Annotated in this window: 18 protein-coding genes; 14 read left to right on the top strand and 4 right to left on the bottom strand. The window is 68.4% G+C overall.

Going from position 1 to position 16291, the window contains the following annotated elements; genetic code table 11:
* Positions 1–234: 234 nt before the first annotated feature.
* Entirely contained in the window at positions 235–1794 is a 1560-nt protein-coding gene (locus FB559_RS32355) for an outer membrane protein assembly factor BamB family protein (RefSeq protein WP_221640281.1), read from the bottom strand.
* Positions 1795–2156: 362 nt separating this feature from the next.
* Between FB559_RS32355 and FB559_RS44225 the strand changes: the two genes are divergently transcribed.
* The 7 genes from FB559_RS44225 to FB559_RS32325 all read left to right on the top strand — a co-directional run bounded on the left by FB559_RS44225 (position 2157) and on the right by FB559_RS32325 (position 7102).
* Entirely contained in the window at positions 2157–2303 is a 147-nt protein-coding gene (locus tag FB559_RS44225) for a hypothetical protein (RefSeq protein WP_185792504.1), read from the top strand.
* 51 nt (positions 2304–2354) lie between these two features.
* Positions 2355–3713 carry an acetyl-CoA carboxylase biotin carboxylase subunit gene (locus FB559_RS32350; protein ID WP_141960718.1) on the top strand — a complete coding sequence of 453 codons (1359 nt, stop codon included), beginning with the start codon at positions 2355–2357 and terminating at the stop codon, positions 3711–3713.
* Between the two features lie 17 nt (positions 3714–3730).
* Entirely contained in the window at positions 3731–3991 is a 261-nt protein-coding gene (locus tag FB559_RS32345; protein ID WP_141960716.1) for an acyl carrier protein, read from the top strand.
* 1 nt (position 3992) lies between these two features.
* Positions 3993–4472, top strand: a complete 480-nt coding sequence (locus FB559_RS32340) for an SRPBCC family protein (protein ID WP_141960714.1) — start codon at positions 3993–3995, stop codon at positions 4470–4472.
* Positions 4473–4569: 97 nt separating this feature from the next.
* Positions 4570–6006 (top strand): FAD-dependent oxidoreductase, encoded by a 1437-nt coding sequence (locus FB559_RS32335; RefSeq protein ID WP_221640280.1) that lies wholly within the window; start codon positions 4570–4572, stop codon positions 6004–6006.
* Between the two features lie 20 nt (positions 6007–6026).
* Positions 6027–6422: a nuclear transport factor 2 family protein gene (locus tag FB559_RS32330; RefSeq protein WP_221640279.1), complete on the top strand. Its 396-nt coding sequence runs from the start codon at positions 6027–6029 to the stop codon at positions 6420–6422.
* Positions 6423–6520: 98 nt separating this feature from the next.
* Positions 6521–7102, top strand: a complete 582-nt coding sequence (locus FB559_RS32325; RefSeq protein WP_141960709.1) for a GtrA family protein — start codon at positions 6521–6523, stop codon at positions 7100–7102.
* Between the two features lie 99 nt (positions 7103–7201).
* Here the strand turns inward: FB559_RS32325 and FB559_RS32320 are convergent, their stop codons facing one another.
* Together FB559_RS32320 and FB559_RS32315 are read right to left on the bottom strand one after the other, a co-directional pair.
* Positions 7202–7852, bottom strand: coding sequence for an NAD(P)-dependent oxidoreductase (locus tag FB559_RS32320; RefSeq protein WP_141960707.1), 651 nt, complete (start codon positions 7850–7852; stop codon positions 7202–7204).
* A complete protein-coding gene (locus FB559_RS32315) occupies positions 7849–8748 on the bottom strand; it encodes an NAD(P)-dependent oxidoreductase (protein ID WP_141960705.1) in 900 nt (299 codons plus the stop codon). Before FB559_RS32315 ends, FB559_RS32320 begins: the two co-directional genes overlap by 4 nt.
* A 130-nt stretch (positions 8749–8878) precedes the next feature.
* On the opposite strand from FB559_RS32315, the gene FB559_RS32310 reads away from it, so the two are divergent.
* From FB559_RS32310 to FB559_RS32295, 4 genes are all read left to right on the top strand, one after another.
* On the top strand, positions 8879–9850 hold the full coding sequence (locus FB559_RS32310) for an amidohydrolase family protein (protein WP_141960703.1): 972 nt from the start codon (positions 8879–8881) through the stop codon (positions 9848–9850).
* 64 nt (positions 9851–9914) lie between these two features.
* Positions 9915–10664 (top strand): SDR family NAD(P)-dependent oxidoreductase, encoded by a 750-nt coding sequence (locus FB559_RS32305; protein WP_141960696.1) that lies wholly within the window; start codon positions 9915–9917, stop codon positions 10662–10664.
* 12 nt (positions 10665–10676) lie between these two features.
* Positions 10677–11060 carry a SchA/CurD-like domain-containing protein gene (locus FB559_RS32300; RefSeq protein WP_141960694.1) on the top strand — a complete coding sequence of 128 codons (384 nt, stop codon included), beginning with the start codon at positions 10677–10679 and terminating at the stop codon, positions 11058–11060.
* Positions 11061–11065: 5 nt separating this feature from the next.
* Complete coding sequence (locus FB559_RS32295; RefSeq protein WP_141960692.1) at positions 11066–11944, top strand: LLM class flavin-dependent oxidoreductase; 879 nt, start codon at positions 11066–11068, stop codon at positions 11942–11944.
* 88 nt (positions 11945–12032) lie between these two features.
* Here FB559_RS32295 and FB559_RS32290 read toward each other — a convergent pair whose 3' ends face one another.
* Positions 12033–13439 (bottom strand): sensor histidine kinase, encoded by a 1407-nt coding sequence (locus FB559_RS32290; protein ID WP_185792503.1) that lies wholly within the window; start codon positions 13437–13439, stop codon positions 12033–12035.
* Between the two features lie 922 nt (positions 13440–14361).
* Between FB559_RS32290 and FB559_RS32285 the strand changes: the two genes are divergently transcribed.
* From FB559_RS32285 to FB559_RS32275, 3 genes are all read left to right on the top strand, one after another.
* Positions 14362–14592 (top strand): SHOCT domain-containing protein, encoded by a 231-nt coding sequence (locus FB559_RS32285; RefSeq protein ID WP_141960688.1) that lies wholly within the window; start codon positions 14362–14364, stop codon positions 14590–14592.
* A gap of 171 nt (positions 14593–14763) precedes the next feature.
* On the top strand, positions 14764–15903 hold the full coding sequence (locus FB559_RS32280; RefSeq protein WP_141960686.1) for a sensor histidine kinase: 1140 nt from the start codon (positions 14764–14766) through the stop codon (positions 15901–15903).
* Positions 15904–16027: 124 nt separating this feature from the next.
* Positions 16028–16291 carry an SHOCT domain-containing protein gene (locus FB559_RS32275; protein ID WP_246122260.1) on the top strand — a complete coding sequence of 88 codons (264 nt, stop codon included), beginning with the start codon at positions 16028–16030 and terminating at the stop codon, positions 16289–16291.

Genomic DNA, 16291 nt, shown 5'->3' with positions numbered 1-16291 from the left:
AACAAGACCCGCAGATAATGGATGTCTTCCTGCACGCGTTTTTAACGTCGATCCTAACAGGCCGCATCGGGGAGGGCCTGACCCCACGAGCGGCCCGGATTTACGCGTCACTGCGTAGGGACGCTACGCCGAAAGGCGTAGACATCACTTCCGCGCGCTGCGCGGACGTGCGCCCACGCTGGTCCCCTGCCCAGCGTGGGCGCTTCGGCATCACCATCCGGAAACGGCGACTGTTCAGAGGCCGAATGCCAGAAGCGTGTAGCCCTTGTCACTCGGGTAATAGGGGTAGTAGCCGGCTTGGACGTACATCATTCCGTCGACGATGACCGCGCCGCCGTTCCCGGAGATTCCGATTCCGCGGCCGGGAATCCCGTTGACGCCCTGGAAGTCCTGTACCGCGTCGAACTGCCACAGCAGTTTTCCGTTGGCCGAGGAGAAAATGTACATCTTGCCGGAGTAACTGCCTTCGTAGATCAGCCCAGGAGTGCTGCTGACGGCGGGAGTGAAGGCTCGCAGGCACATATCCGGACTGGCCGCCGCGCCACCGGTCGTACACCCGTCCTCCGGGGCCGGTGTCTTCCACAGTATGTGGCCCGTCGCCGGGTCCAGCGCGTACAGCATTCCGGGGTTGGCGCGCCAGGTCGCGGCGTACAGCCGCTTGCCGTCGAAGCTGCTGCCCCACTGCACGCCCACGTCGCCCGGGTCGGGCTTGTCCGGATCCATGACGGACAGCTGCGTCTGCCAGAGGATCTTCCCGCTGGCGGCGTCGAAGGCGTGGAAGATGCCGCCCTTCTGGCCGATCGCCACGATCGTGCGGTGACCGACGCGAATGATGTTCGGAGACGCGCCGAAGTCATTGTCGAGCGCCGTGCCCCTGCCGTGCGATGGGCAGTAGTCACTGGGGTTGGGCGTGATGCACGCCATCGTGTAGGTGTCGGGGAAGGCCATCTGCTGTTTCCAGCGCAGCGCACCGGTCCGTGAGTTGAGCGCCAGCACGCTGTCGATCTCGCCGGTCTCACCGGTGTAGTTCTGGCCCGTGCCGACGTACAGCGTCCCCGTGCGGGGGTCGACGGCCGGGCTCGACCAGACGGCCCCGCCGGACGGGGCGTACATGTCGGCTCCGCTGGGCCAGGTCCCCACCTTGGTGGCGGGCGGCATGACGTAGTGGCGCCAGTCGAGCGCCCCGGTCCTGCCGTCGAGCGCGACCATGCTCCCGCGGAAACGGCAACAGGCGTAATTCGGGTCGCCGGCCGTCCCCGCCTCGGTGCTGGAGATCCCGATGTAGACACGGCCGTGGTAGACGAGCGGTGAGCTGGTCAGCCACGCCGACGTGTTCGGTTCGGGCCGTCGCGCCCAGATCAGCCGCCCCGTCTTCTTGTTCAGCGCGTACACGTATCCGCGGCCGTCGCCGAAGTACACTTTGTCACCCTCGACGGCGGCGCCGTCGCGCACCATGTTGAGGTTGGAGTCGCTGACCGGGCCGGCCACCGGCGTCAGGTCGAAGACCCACTTCCGGGCGCCGGTCTTCGCGTCCAACGCGTAGAACTTGGCATCGGGCGCTCCGACGTACAGGACACCGTCGACGACGGCCGGCTGGCTGCCCGTCCTGGAGAACGGCAACTTGGCGTAGGTGAACGCCCACTTCAACTTGAGCTTCCCGACGGTGGCCGGGGTGATCTTGCGTTCGGAAGGGTTGTAACGGCTGCCCTGCAGGTCGCCCTGCCACATTCGCCAGCTCGCGGCGGAGCCGCGGTCCGCGTCGTCATGGGACGTCATCGCCACGTTGCGCGTCACGGCCGTACCGCATGACGCTACTGTCAGCCCGGCCGTCATGGCCGCTATTACGATCTTCCATCTGGTCACCACGGCGACACCCCGGCAAGGTCGGAGATTAGGTATCGGGGAGATTCGCACACGGGCACGCGCGCCGTCGTGGAGCGAGAGTCACACCATCCCCGGGAATCTGCCCAGTGTCGCCATTTTTCGCGAAACCGCTGCCTGGAGAGCCGGAGCGATCCCATCCGGGTTGTGCAGATTCCCGCCGAGTGTGGACCACTGGCTCATGACCACGGGACGACGAAAAAGTCAGACTCCGCTCTAGGTCAGAACGCCGTATTCGGGTTACACACCCCAGGCCATCTACTGGTGGAGTCATGATGACGAGCCGCATTCTCGACGTACGGGTACTCGCTGCGGCCGGTATTCAGCTGGGCACCCCGCGGATCATAAAACTGTCGATCCCGCCGATGCGGCGATATCGCTTCTCGTTCCACTCGGTCACGGCCCGGCGCGCGCCGTACTGAGTCGCACCCGCGGTTCGGCTCATCCCTGATCGACATACTGGACGGTGGACAATGTTCAAGAAGGTTCTCATCGCGAACCGCGGCGAGATCGCCTTGCGCGTCGCCCGTGCCTGCCGCGAACTCGGTGTGCGCACCGTGGCGGTGTACTCCACGGCCGACTGTGACTCGGCCGTGGTCCGGCAGGCCGATGAGTCGGTGCGGATCGGTCCGCCGCCCAGCAAGAACAGTTACCAGAACGCCGCGGCCATCATCGAGACGGCACTGCGCACCGGCGCGGAGGCCGTCCATCCCGGATACGGCTTCTTGTCCGAGGACCCCGACTTCGCCGAGATCTGTGCCGACAACGGCCTGACCTTCATCGGCCCCCGCCCCGATGTCATGGCGGCGCTCAGCGACAAGGCACAGGCACGCCGGTTGATGAACGACGCACTGCTGCCACTGCTGCCGGGCAGCCTCGACACCGTCTCCTCCGCCGCGGAAGGAAAGGACATCGCCGATCAGATCGGCTATCCGGTCATCGTCAAGGCCGCCGCCGGCGGCGGCGGCCGCGGCATGAAGATCGTCCACTCCGCCGATGAGTTCGTACCGGCGTACGAGGAGACACGGCGAACGGCGCAGGCGTTCTTCGGCGACGACCACGTCTACGTCGAGCGGTACCTGCGTCACGCTCGCCACGTCGAGGTGCAGTTCCTGTGCGACGAGCACGGCAACGGAATCCACCTTGGCACACGCGACTGCTCCATCCAGCGCCGCCACCAGAAGCTGATCGAGGAGGCGCCGGCGCCCAACCTGTCGGAAAAGACGCTGCAGACGATGAGCGAATCGGCGGTGCGCGGCGCGCTCAGCGTCGGCTTCAGCGGCGCCGGCACCGCGGAGTTCCTCGTCGACGAGGACGAGAACTTCTACTTCATGGAGGTCAACAGCAGGATCCAGGTCGAACACCCGGTCACCGAGATGGTCACCGGCATCGACCTGATCCACGAGCAACTCCACATCGCCTCGGGAACCCCCCTGCGCCACCGGCAGGCCGACATCCAGCTGCGCGGCGTCTCGATCGAATGCCGGGTCAACGCCGAAGACCCGGACCGCGGCTTCGCCCCGGCGCCCGGCACCCTCGAACGCTTCACGCCCCCCGGCGGCCCCTTCACCCGGGTCGACACGCACGGCTACGCCGGATACCGCATCGCGCCGCATTACGACTCTCTGCTCGCGAAAACCGTCGTCTGGGCGCCGGACCGCGACCTGGCGCTGAACCGGATGGACCGCGCGCTCGCGGAATTCGATATCGCCGGACCCGGCGTCACGACCACCATCCCCTTCCTCAGACGAGTGATCAGCGACGACGAATTCCGGGCGGAGAGACAGTCGACCGGCCTCGTCGAAAGACTTCTGGACGGCCCGGGAAAGTAAGGAACAGGAGGAGCACGATGTCGACGTGGACCGAAGATCGGGGCGAGATAACCGAAGTAGAGATCAAGGACATTCTCGTCAGCAATGCCGGCGCACCACCGGACGCTTTCAAAGAAGGGCAGGAAGAGTCTCTCGAAGAGCTGGGGCTTGATTCGCTCGCCGTCCTCGAATTGCAAGCGGTCGCCAAATACCGGTTTGACATCGAGATTCCAGAGGAGGCGCTGCATATGACCGTCTCGGAGATCGTTACGCTCGCCAACGGTAACAGGACACGGTGACATGCCCGGCCACACGGAGAACACCGTCCGCATTTATGCGCCACTCCCCCTGGTCTGGGAGATGACCAACGACGTGGCCAACTGGACGAATCTCTTCACCGAGTACGCCAAGGCCGAGGTGCTGGAACAGAACGGCAACACCGTGCGGTTCCGGCTCACCCTGTACCCGGACGAGGAGGACCGCGTCTGGAGCTGGGTCAGCGAGCGGGTCATGGATCCGGTGAACCACAACGTGACCGCCCGGCGGATCGAGACCGGGCCGTTCGAGTACATGAACATCCGGTGGGCGTACGGCGAGGACGGGGCCGCCACGCGGATGACCTGGATCCAGGACTTCGCGATGAAGCCCACCGCACCGGTGGACGACGCCGTCATGACCGAGCACATCAACAACAACAGCAGGACCCAGCTGGACGTCATCCGCCGCCGTCTCGAAACCGCCGCTCGCGCCACCCGCGTCGGCAGCGGCCGGCGCGGCTGACCGGCCCAGGCCGACCTGGCCGACGAATCCGATGCCCCGCGCTCGCCAGGCAGGCAGGCGCCGCATCCTCAACCATCAGATCCGAAGCGAGGAGATCATGTCCAGGGCAATCATCATCGGCGGCAGCATCGCCGGGCTCGCCGGCGCGCTCGCGCTGTCCGAGATCGGCTACGACGTCGAGATCCTCGAGCGGGATCCGTCCCCACCACCGGAGTCCACGGAAGAGGCGCACGACGGCTGGCCGCGACCCACCGTGCCACAGGCGACGCACTCGCACGCCTTCGCGTCGCTGGGTGTCAATCTGCTCCGCGAGCGCACCCCGGACATCTACGCCGCGCTCGTGGCAGCGGGTGCGGGCGAGATCCAGCTCGCCGAGCGCAAGCCCCCGACGCTCGTGGATGCCGGCGAGGAGCCGGAGGACGCCGAGCTGAACATGCTCGCCTCGCGCCGCTCCACGTTCGAGCTCGTCTTCCGCCGCGAGGTCCTGCGCCGGCCGCGGATCACCGTTCACCCGGGCACCACCGTCCGCGGCCTGGAGTTCGCCCCCGGCGGCGGACGACGCGTCACCGGGGTGCGCACCGAGGACGGCCGAGTCGTCCACGCCGACATCGTGATCGACGCCGCGGGGCGCCGGTCGCCCGTCACGCAGTGGCTGGCCGAGGCCGGCGTGCCGGTCGCCGCCGACCAGTCGGAGAGCTGCGAGATCACCTACTACACCCGGTTCTACCGGTCGCTGACCAAGGGCCCGGCCGGGCCGCTCAACCGCGGATTCGGCGCGGGCGGGCTGTGGGACCACTACACGGCCGTGCTCTTCCTCGGCGACAACGGCACGTTCTCGGTGTCGGTGGGTGTCCTGCCCCAGGACACGCTGATGAAGGGGCTGCGGAAGGAGCCGGCCTTCACCGCCGCCGTACGCGCCACGCCTCTGCTGGCCCCCTGGATCGCGCCCGGCAACGCCGAGCCCATCTCGGGAGTGCACGCGATGGGCGGGCTGGACAACATGCTGCGCGGCGCGGCGACCACCCGGCAGGAGCCGGTGCCCGGGCTGTTCCTCCTCGGCGACTCGGCCTGCACCACCAACCCGGCGTACGGGCGAGGCGTGTCCCTCGCGCTGGCCCACGCGTACGCCCTGGCCGAGGTGCTCCGTAACGAGCCGAACGTCGGCGAGGCCCAGGCACGTGAGGCGGCGCGGGTCGCCGAGCGGCTGTTCACCCCGTGGTTCAACGAGGCGGTGCAGAACGACCGCGGCCGGGGCGGGCTGTGGCGGGCGACCGTCACCGGCGTGACCCTGCCGCCGCCGCCCGAGCACGTCATCACCTTCGGTGCGGTGGCCGAGGCCGCGGGCAGCGATCCCGTGGTCTGGCGCCGCCTGGTCAGGGTCATGATGTCGCTCTCCACCCCTGACACGGTCTACGGCGACGAGGAGATCCGCGTACGTGTCAGGAAGGCGCTGGCCGCGAGTAACGGCCACGGTCTCCCCGGCGCGAGCCGGGAGCAACTGGTCCGGGCCGTGAACGAGACCGCGGCCGCCTGAGAGAAGAGGAGATTCTCGCGATGGAACACCCCAACGTCCAACTGATGAAGAACGTCTACGACGCCTTCACCGTCGGTGATGTGCAGACGGCCGCGGGCTACTGGACCGAGGACTGCGTGCACCACTACCCGGGCCGCAGCCGGCTCGCCGGCTCGCACCGCGGTGTGGAGAGCGCCCTGGCGTTCGCAGGCAAGATGTTCGAGCTGTGCCAGGGCAACATCCAGATGGAGATCCTGGACATCGGTGCCAGCGACGGCTACGCGTTCGCCCTGGTCCGTACCTCGTACGCGCGCGACGGCAAGTCGCTGAAGGACATGCCGTTCGTGAACATCTCCCGGATCGAGAACGGGAAGATCGCGGAGTTCTGGACCTACCCCGACGACCAGTACGCGGTCGACGAGTTCTGGGCCGACTAGGGCCTCATCCGAGCGTGCCTCGTGCGACTCCGCACGAGGCGCGTTCTGTTGAGACGGGGCCGGTGCGCCGCCGGCTCCGGACGTCGGCAGGAGGAACCATGCGTCATCGCCGGCCCCCCGTGGCCGTTGTCGCCGTAGATCTCTACCGGCGCTTCGCCCGTCTCGCACGCGAGCTGGCGAGGTTCGGCACGATCGGCGTCCTCAACTTCGTCATCACGACCGGGATCTCCGACACCCTGCACCTGGTCCTCGGCGTGGGGCCGCTGACGTCCGTCGCCGTCGGCACCGTCGTCGCGACGACGTTCTCCTACTTCGCCAACCGTTACTGGACCTTCCGGCACCGCGACACCAGCGGCCTCGGCCGCGAGTACGTCGTGTTCTTCGTCCTCAACACCGTCGCCCTGGTGATCACCTGGGTGTTCATCGGCCTCACGCACTACGTCCTCGGCCTCCACGACGGCATCGCCTACAACGGCGCGCAGGTCGTCGGCACGGGCGCCGCGACGGTGTTCCGCTACTGGGCGTACAAGAGGTGGGTGTTCCTGCCCGAGTCCGCGCCGCCGGCCGACCCGCACACGGGCCTGCCCGCGGCCACCGACACGGCAGAGAAGGGCGAGGACGAAGAGCCGGTCCCCCCAGGTGTCTCCGCTTCGTCCGGTCCCGCTGAGCAGGCCCGCTGACCCCGCGATCAGAACGGTGTCGGCGCACCGGTTACCGAGCCGCCGCTCCCGGCGCGCGAGTGCCTCCCGCACGGGAGGCACTCGTCTCCTTCGGCGGGGTCAGTAGGCGATGTCCACGGCCACGCGGTAGGTGCGGGCGTCCTCGATCCGGGTGAGCAGAAAGTCGGCCACGTCAGCGCGGGAGATGGACCAGCCGCCGCGGATCCGGCCGTCGAAAGCGGTCCGGTATTTCCCGGTACGTGGCCCGTTGGTGAGCCGCGCGGCGCGCAGTACGGTCCAGTCCAATTCGCTGGCCCGAACCTCCCCCTCCATGACCCGGACGTCCGCGTACGGCCTGCGCAAAACCTGGTGCAGCACGCCGCGGAAGAACAGCCACTGCAGCGGGTCGCTCAGGACCGGCGGCGGGTCGAGGCTGGTGGTGGAGATGACGCCGAGCCGGCGCACGCCGGCCGCCCGCATCGCGGCCATGATGTTGGCCGTGCCCTCGGAGTAGACCGTGGTGTGCGCCCGGCTGTACCCGATGCCGAGCGCGGACAGCACCGCGTCGGCGTCGGCCACCGGCTTTTCCAGCGTCTCCGGCCGCAGCACGTCGCCCTCCACGACCTCCAGGCGCTCGTGGCGTACCTCGATGGCGGACGGCCGGCGGGCGACGGCGGTGACGCGGTGCCCGGCTTCGAGGCCCTGCTCGATGATGCGGCGTCCGGTGCCGCCGGTCGCCCCGAACACCACGACCTTCGTCGGCTCGCTCATTTCGCCACCCCGGAGATCTCCTCCATGTACGCGAGGACCGCCGCGACGTCCAGCTCGCCGTACCCGCGCTGCGTCGCGGCGGTGAGCGTCGCGTACGCGCCCTCGGCGGCCGCCATCGGAACGCCGAGCTCCTGCGCCTCGGCACGTACCAGCGCCAGGTCCTTGCGCATGAGGGACAGCCGGAAGTCGGCCTTCTCGAAGGCCCGCCGGCCCATCACGCCGCACTTGAACTTCATGACCGGCGAGCTGAAACCGCTGGCGGCGATGGTGCGCAGCACGACGTCGCGCGACAGCCCGGCCCGCTCGCCGAAGACCACCGCCTCGGCCAGCGCCTGCATCTCGATGCCCATGAGCATGTTCAGCAGGATCTTCATGGTCGCGCCGCGGCCGTGCTCGCCGAGGTGGGTCACCTCCTTGCCCAGGAGTGACAGGAGCGGCTTGACGCGCGCCAGCACCGGCTCCGCACCCCCCACGAGGAACCGCAACTCGCCGGCGCGAGCGTGGTCGCCGTTGCCGATGATGCACGCGTCGAGGACCTCGTGGCCGCCCGCGGCAACCCGCTCGGCCGTGGCGCGGGCGAACCCCGGTGCGACGGTGCTGGTGTCGATGATGACGCCACCCGGTCGCAGGGTGGCCATGATCCCGTCGGGTCCAGACAACACGGATTCGACCGCGGCCTGGTCGGCCAGGCTGAGCAGGACCGTGTCGACGCTCTCGGCGAGCTCTGCCGGTGTCTTCATGACCGTCGCACCGTCCCGCTCGTACGGGCCGGTTCTGGCGAGGGTCCGGTTGTGCACGGTGACGGTCACGCCCTGCTCCAGAAGACGTGCGGCCATTCCGCCGCCCATGGTGCCGAGCCCGACGATGCCGATCGCCGGGATGTCTGGGGCCTCCATCTGACCACTCCTTGCCCTTGACGGTCATCTTCCTGGTGTTCAGTATAAGTGAGCACTCACACATTTGAGTGAGCGTTCACCCATTTCTTCCGGGCCGGACGCGGAGGCCAAGTGCGGAGGAGAACCATCGATGGCGATAGACGTCCACGGACACGTCACCTCACCCACGCTCTTCGAGCGTTTCCCGATGCCGCCCAGCCTCGCCGACATCGACGGGATGGTGGAGAAGAAGGCCGAGGCCGGCATCGATACGACGATCGTCGGCAGCCCGGTGGGCGCCGGGACCATGGTCCGGGTCCCCGACCTGGACAACTACCGGCAGCCGCTCGACCAGCTGGCCGCCTTCCACGAATGGGTGGCCGAGCAGGTCCGCGCCCGCCCGGGGCGCCTGCGCGCCTACGCGTACACGGATCCGCACGGCGGCGACGGGATCCTCGACGCGGCGGCCCGGCTGCTCGAGCAGGAGGAGTTCGTCGGCCTGATCGTCAACTCCAGCATCAACGGCGAGTTCCTCGACACCGAGCGCGCCGGCGACTTCTTCGCCATGGCCGCCGAACACCGGGTCCCCGTCATGCTGCACCCGCCCGCCGAGCCGGCCGGCAGCGCCGGTCTGCGGGATCCACGGCTCGTCGAGCACGTCGCCCGGCCCGGTGACGTGGCCACCGGGGTCGCGGCGATCATCTTCGCCGGCTGGCTGGAGAAGTACCCGGAGTTGCGGATCATCGCCCCGACCGCCGGCGGTGGCCTGGCGCTGCTCGTCCAGAAACTGGAGATCGCCCATCGGATGCCCCAGCGCATGGGCCCAGCGGGCGCCGAGCCCCCGCTCACCGCCGAACGACCGCCCAGCGCCTCGCTGGGCCAGGTGTACGTCGACACGGCCACACCCAGCCCGGCGGCGCTCGGCGCGGCCGTCCGCGTCTTCGGCGCCGGCAACGTGCTCTTCGGCACCGACACACCGCCGATGAACGCGCCGGCGCAGAACGCGCTGCGGATCCTGGACCAGCTCGGCCTGTCCCCCGAAGACCGCGAGCGCATCCTGTCGGGGAACGCCGCGGACCTGTTCGGCATCCAGGCTCCGGTCCAGACGGGAGCCGGCTCATGACCGACCGGAGCGAGGGAGCCGGAAGCACAGCCCCCATGGTCACTCCTCCGACGAAGGAGAGTTCATGACCCCCCAACGCGCCCTCGTCGTCGGTGGCTACGGCGCCATCGGACGTGCGGTCAGCGAGTCGCTGGTGGCCGAGGGCATCGACGTCGCCGTCGCCGGTCGCTCCGCGGACAAGGCCGCCGAACTCGCCCGGGAACTCGCCGGGAACGGACCGCGCACGGCCGGGCTACAGGTCGACATCGCCGACCGTGCGAGCGTGAACAGCCTGGTCAAAGAGGTGGTCGCGGCGTGGGGCGGGGTGGACATCCTCGTCAACTGCGCGAGCGCTCTGATCACCCGGCCCGCCGAGGCGTTCGAGGACACCGACTGGGCCACGATCCTCGACACCAACCTGTCCGGCGCCTTCTGGCTCTCCCAGGCGGTGGGCCGGGTGATGATCGATGCCGGCGGGGGGCGGATCGTGCACCTCTCGTCGGTACGCGGCGCGCTGGGCGCCCGCCGCGGCTTCACCGCGTACGGGGCCAGCAAGGCGGGGCTCAACCTCCTCGTCCGGCAACTCGCCGCGGAGTGGGGCCAGCATGGGATCACGATCAACGCGGTGGCCCCCGGCTTCGTACGGACCGATTTCGTCTCCGAGGCGGGACAGGACCAGAAGTTCCTGCAGATGGTCATCTCGCGCACGCCGCTCGGCCGCACCGCCGAGGTGAAGGAGGTCGCGGACGCGGTCGTCTATCTGGCATCCCCGAAGGCCAGTTTCGTCACCGGACAGGTGCTGTACGTCGACGGTGGCGTCAGCTCAACTCAGTGAAGGAGAAAGTCGATGGGTACTTGGCACGCACTGTTCTACCCGCTCAAGGCCGGAAGCGAGGACAAGGTCAAGGAGCTGTTCCGCAGCAGCGGACGCCCGGTGTTCGACGTGACCGAGGCCGACGGCCGTGTGGTCGGCCGGCTGCTCGGCACGATGGCGTTCGTCGGCAAGGAGATGGCCGTCCGCGTCATCGAGGTCGACGGATCGCTGCCCCAGGTGGCCGCCCACATGAGCCGCCAGCCAGAGGTACGGGAGTTCGAGCGGCAGCTTGAGGAGCACCTCAGCGAGCCGCGCGACATGCGCAGTCCGGAAGGCGCACGGGAGTTCTTCCAGCGCGCCTCGCTGGAGTGCGTACTGTCCCGCCGCCACGACGAGCCCACCGACGTGGCCGGGTGACGGCCATGGACATCAGCATCGGACTGCCCGCGTCGGTGCCCGGCACACCGGGGACGACGATCCCCGCCTGGGCACGCGCCGCGGAGCAGGCCGGCTTCGCCACGCTCACCACGATCGACCGCATCGTCTACGACAGCTACGAGCCGCTCACCACGCTGGCGGCCGCCGCGGCGGTGACCGAGCGTATCGGTCTCATGACCGCCATCCTGATCAGCCCGCTGCACGCCAACACGGCGTTGCTGACAAAGCAGGTGGCCACCGTCGACCGGCTGTCCGGGCATCGGCTGACGCTCGGCCTGGCGGTCGGCGCCCGGCCTGACGACTTCGAGGTCAGCGGGGTGCCGCTGGCCGGGCGCGGCGCCCGGCTGGAGGCCCAGCTCGTCGAGATGGACCGGCTGTGGCGCGGTGACGGGGAGCATCCGGGCCTGGGCACCGGCCCCGCCCCGGGCGCGCCGGACGGCCCACCCGTCATCCTCGGCGGCCACACGCCGGCCGCCCTGGACCGGGCCGCGCGGATCGCCCAGGGATGGATCGCCGGCGGTGCCGGCCCGGAGGCGTTCGGCCACGGAGCCCGGGCGTTCACCGAGCGCTGGCGGCAGCACGGCCGGCCGGGTGAGCCCCGGCGGCTATCGCTCGCCTACTACGCGCTCGGCGCGGACGCCGAGCGGATCGCCGAGCGTTATATCCGTGATTACTACGCATCCGCCGGGCCCTTCGCCGAGATGGCGTTCCGGCAGGCCGCGGTCTCCGAGGCCGGTGTCCGAGGGCTGATCAGCAGATTCGAGTCCGCGGAGTGCGATGAGTTGATCTTTGTGCCGTGCTCGGCCGAACTCGACCAGGTGACCCGGCTGGCCGAGATCACAGCCGGGGCGAACGTCGCCTGACCGCCACCACCGCGGGGTTCGAGACCTTCTCGAACCCCGCGGTGTTTTGGTGGCAGGGTTCGAGAGGGACATCAGATGCCCGTCGCCGTCAGAGGTGGTCGAGCGGAAGCCGGACCGCCACCCGGGTACCGCCCACCCCGCGCCGGGTGATGCCGCACTCACCGCCGAGCTCTTGTGCCCGTGCGCGCATCGACACCAGCCCGATGCCGGTGCGCGACTTCGCGCAGATCCCGACTCCGTCGTCGACGATCTCGAGCCGCAGGTCGTCGTCCACCTCCAGGCGGATGACGCAGTTGCGGGCCTGCGCGTGCTTGGCCACGTTGGTCAGCGCCTCGCTCGCGATCCGGAACACGGCCACGGCCACCGGGTCGGGCAGATCCGGCAGCCGGGGCGGCGTCTCCATCCGCACCCGCAGTCTCCCGGCGGCGGCCCGTTCGAAGCGCTTCACCTGTTCGGACAGCGCGGCGGTCAGACCGGTGCTGTGCATCGCCGGCGTGCGCAGTTCGCCGACCAGCCGCCGGACGTCCGCCACGGCGTTCTGGGTCTCGGTGCCCACCTGCTGAAGCAGCGTGTCCGCGGCGTTCAGGTCGGTGGGCAGGAGCGCACGCGCCGAGTCCACCTGCATCTTGACCGCGGCGAGGATCGGACCGAGCCCGTCGTGGAGATCCCGTTGGATCCGGTGCTGGACGTCGTTGCGTGCCCTGGCGGCCACGCCGCGCTGGAACGTTCCGTGTCGGAGGTAGTACACGCTGGCCGCGAGCTCCCGGGCGAACCACTCGAAGAGCATCTGGTCGGTGGAGGTGGGGACCGTGTCCTCGTCCACGTAGGCGATGAAGCGGCCGTAACTCTTGTCGCGGTACGCCACGTCGATCGGGTAGATCCGGCTACCGCGCCGGTTCGGCAAGGCGACCGCTCTTGACACGCGGCCGCCGCCGATACGTATCTCCAACTCGGCGTTCTTGAGTGCCAGCACGTCGACGGCCGACCGCATGACGGACGCGAGAACGTCAGGAGAGTCGCCCTGCTCGATTATCTTTCTCGCGATCTGCACGAGCCGGCTGCAGCGAAGTGAGAGGTAATGGGCGTCACTGCGGTTACGCATTTCCCACCGTAAACACACGATCGCGGCGAGTAAGGTCAGTATGACGCCGATACGAGACGGAGTTATTCCGCCGGGAAGATTTACCGTTTGATCAAGAAAAGCGACCGGAAAGGAAAGAGCGCAGGACACCAGGAAAGCCACCACGATCAGCGGGAGATCCTTTGCGCTTCCTTTGTTAACACCCCGCAACAACAGAGAACGTACCCTGGTCTCCAGCGCGGGCGCGGGGGGAGCGTCGAAGTCCTCCTCCGCCGGCCGCACCGCGTCGACAGGGGCCATGTCACCTGCTAAGCCACCCACCTCGAACAGCGCCCCGCCCTCCGCCTCATCTGCCCACGGCTGGGCCGTCCCCGGCGCATAATGGTCCTCGGACATCTCCTCGTCCGCGTCCACGAAAGAGCTATCCGACCGTGCGCACTCGACTCGGCCATCCGCCCATCCCGCCATCCTGCACCCCTCTACAAGAAATATCCGAGACATATGCGCATCTGAGACTTACTCACTATCAGTCACCACGCTAACATATTTATGGACCTTCCGTAATCGAGCAATACGGCCAGTGTCGGCCACGCCTTGAGTACCTACTTCCGAATAGTCACGCCGGGTTTACAGAGTGCGAATTCACCGTTGAATTCAGGTCCCATCCAATAGACGGCATCCGCCATCGTCAGTCAAGTGATCTCGACCGGCCACCACACAGCGTGGCCCCGTCGGATCAGCGACCGGCTCAGGCGGCCGAAGAGCGGGCGGACGGCGGCCCGCACACCACTGGGACGCCCGCCCCGGCATCCGCGAGGGCACCACTCGCAGCTTCACCGGCAAGAGCTCCAATTCGCAGCGGGACTGTGGGCGCGCTTGCCGCCCGGCTCGCGTAGTACATCCCCGAGCATGCGCGCAGCGGTTCAGCGGATCATCCGATGGATTACGGCTTACGTGTACGTCACAGGGCGTACTCGCGCTGCGGTGAATGCGTAGAAGAGCGGAGGCCATGTCCTGTGCGAAGCGTTACCGAATGAGTGACCGCGAGACCGAAACTCCGACGCTTTCCCTCGTATGTACTGGTCATCACGGCGACGGCCGCTTTACGCAGCGTACTAATTCGAATTTCAGACCGCGGCGAACCAATCTCGCGTGCGCGAGTCGCCGACTCGCGCGCCGGCGGGCGCGCACCGCGCCCTGTACGCCACACACACATTCAACAGTCCCCGGTAGACGGACGACAAACGCGGGGTCATGAGGTGAAGTTCATGGAGCGAGGGCGACTGGCCGGCCGACCGGGCGGGGCCGTCGGCAGCGCACCTGAGGAGAGATCTTGATGTCGGTCCTGGTGGCGAGCAAGGTGGACGAGTGGACGTGGGTGTGGGGTCCGGTCGTGCTCATCTTGTGGGTCATTTCGGTTGCCGTCGTGGTCTGGCTGGTCGCCCGCACCGCCAAGCCGAGATCCGAGCACGGTCTTCGTGAGGCCAGGGAGTTGCTGAAATCGCAGATCGAAAGCGGTGAGCTCACCGAGGAGGAGTACCGGCGGCGAATGAAGTGGCTGCGCTGACCGGCATGACGCCGACAGGACACCGCGTCACAGCCGGCCCGGGACGAGTAAGCCACGTGACGTAGGCCCGGGCCGGCCGGCTACTTCCCACCGCGCGCCGGGTACACCGCTCGTCCGGTGCCGCCCACGTTCCGCACGGCCGATCGTGGTTGCGGGAATTATGATCCCCTCATGAGCCGATGGTCCCCGGAGCGGCCCCGTCCGGCAGATGTGGTCCTCACCGTCACCGTGGGCGTGTTCGCGGGCCTTGGGGCCTGGGGGACCTCGTCTTGGCAGTTGCCACCGGTCCGCCCGATCGACACGGCCGGTTACGCGCTGGCGGTGCTCGCCTCCGCCGCGCTGATCGCACGGCGTTCGTGGCCACTCCAGGTCCTGGCGGTCTCGACGACGGCGGCGGCCTGCTATCTCGCGCTCAGCTACCCCTTCGGGCCGCCGTTCCTGGCCATGGGGCTGGCGATGTACTTCGTGGCCGCCCACTTGCCATGGCGGCGTTCGGTGGCGGTCTGCCTGCTCGCGTGTACCGCCGTGATCACCGCGGTCCTCATCGCCGCCCGCGGCCGGCTCCTGCCCAGCGTGCCGGTGATGCTCGCCGGCGGCATCGGATGGCTGGTGCTGCCCTGCGCGGTCGGCATCGTACTGCGGATCGGCCGGGACGACGTGGCCCAGTCGCGTGAGGAGGAGGCGCGGCGGAAAGCGTACGAGGAGCGGCTGCGCATCGCGCGCAAGATTCACGAGGTCGCCGGTGAACGGCTGGCCGCGATCAACATGCAGTCGGCCGTCGCCCTCTACGTCGCCGACAAACGCCCCTCCCAGACACACGAGACGCTCAACGCCATCAAACAGGACAGCAAGGAGGCCCTGGAGCAACTGCGGGCCACGCTCGGGATGCTCAGCCAGGAGAGTGAGCACTCGGCACCCCGGCGCCCGATGCCCGGGCTCCGTGAGGTCGCCGCCCTGATCTCCACCATGAACGACAGTGGCTTACAGGTGGAGGTCGTGGTCAAGGGCACCGGTGGCGGCCTGACCGCCGCGGTGGATCTGGCCGCCTACCGTATCGTCCAGCAGTCGCTCGCCAACGTGCTACGGGACGCCTCGTCGACGACCGCCACCGTCCTCATCGACTACGCCGGCGAGAGCGTGTGCCTGGAGATCACCGACGATCGGCAGGGCCCCGCCGGCGAATCGGACTTCGCGACCGTCGCCGGCATGCGGCAACGCGCGAACGCGGTCGGCGGTGAACTGACCGTCGAGCCGCGTCCGGAGGGCGGGTTCCAGGTGCGGACGCTCCTGCCACTACGCGCTAGGACGTAGTCGCTCTGCGTTCGTCGCGCAGGCCAGATCAGCTCTCCGGGGGACGTTCTCCGGGATGGAATGACCGCAGAATGGAGCACTATCGCGGCTTATGGCCTATCGGCTAAGTCGGGGAGGAGGATGCGTGGGCAACTCAGCCTATGGGGACGCAGCCGAACACTGGTCGGAGAGCTCCTTCAATGGTTACGGCTGGTGGTGGCTGTGGGGACCGGCCACCATCGTCTTCTGGCTGAGCGTGGTCGCCGGAATCATCTGGCTGATCACCAGCCGCGCCCCGCGCAAGGAGACTTCGCCGCTGGACCGGGCCCGGCAGATCCTCGCCGAACGCTATGCCAGGGGCGAGATCGACACGGAGGAGTTCCAGCGGCGAATGGACCACCTCCGGTAA

This window comes from Actinoallomurus bryophytorum (assembly GCF_006716425.1).
In the GTDB taxonomy this organism is placed as follows: domain Bacteria; phylum Actinomycetota; class Actinomycetes; order Streptosporangiales; family Streptosporangiaceae; genus Actinoallomurus; species Actinoallomurus bryophytorum.
Note: the sequence above shows the minus strand (reverse complement) of the source record. Positions and strands in the feature narration are given on the sequence as shown.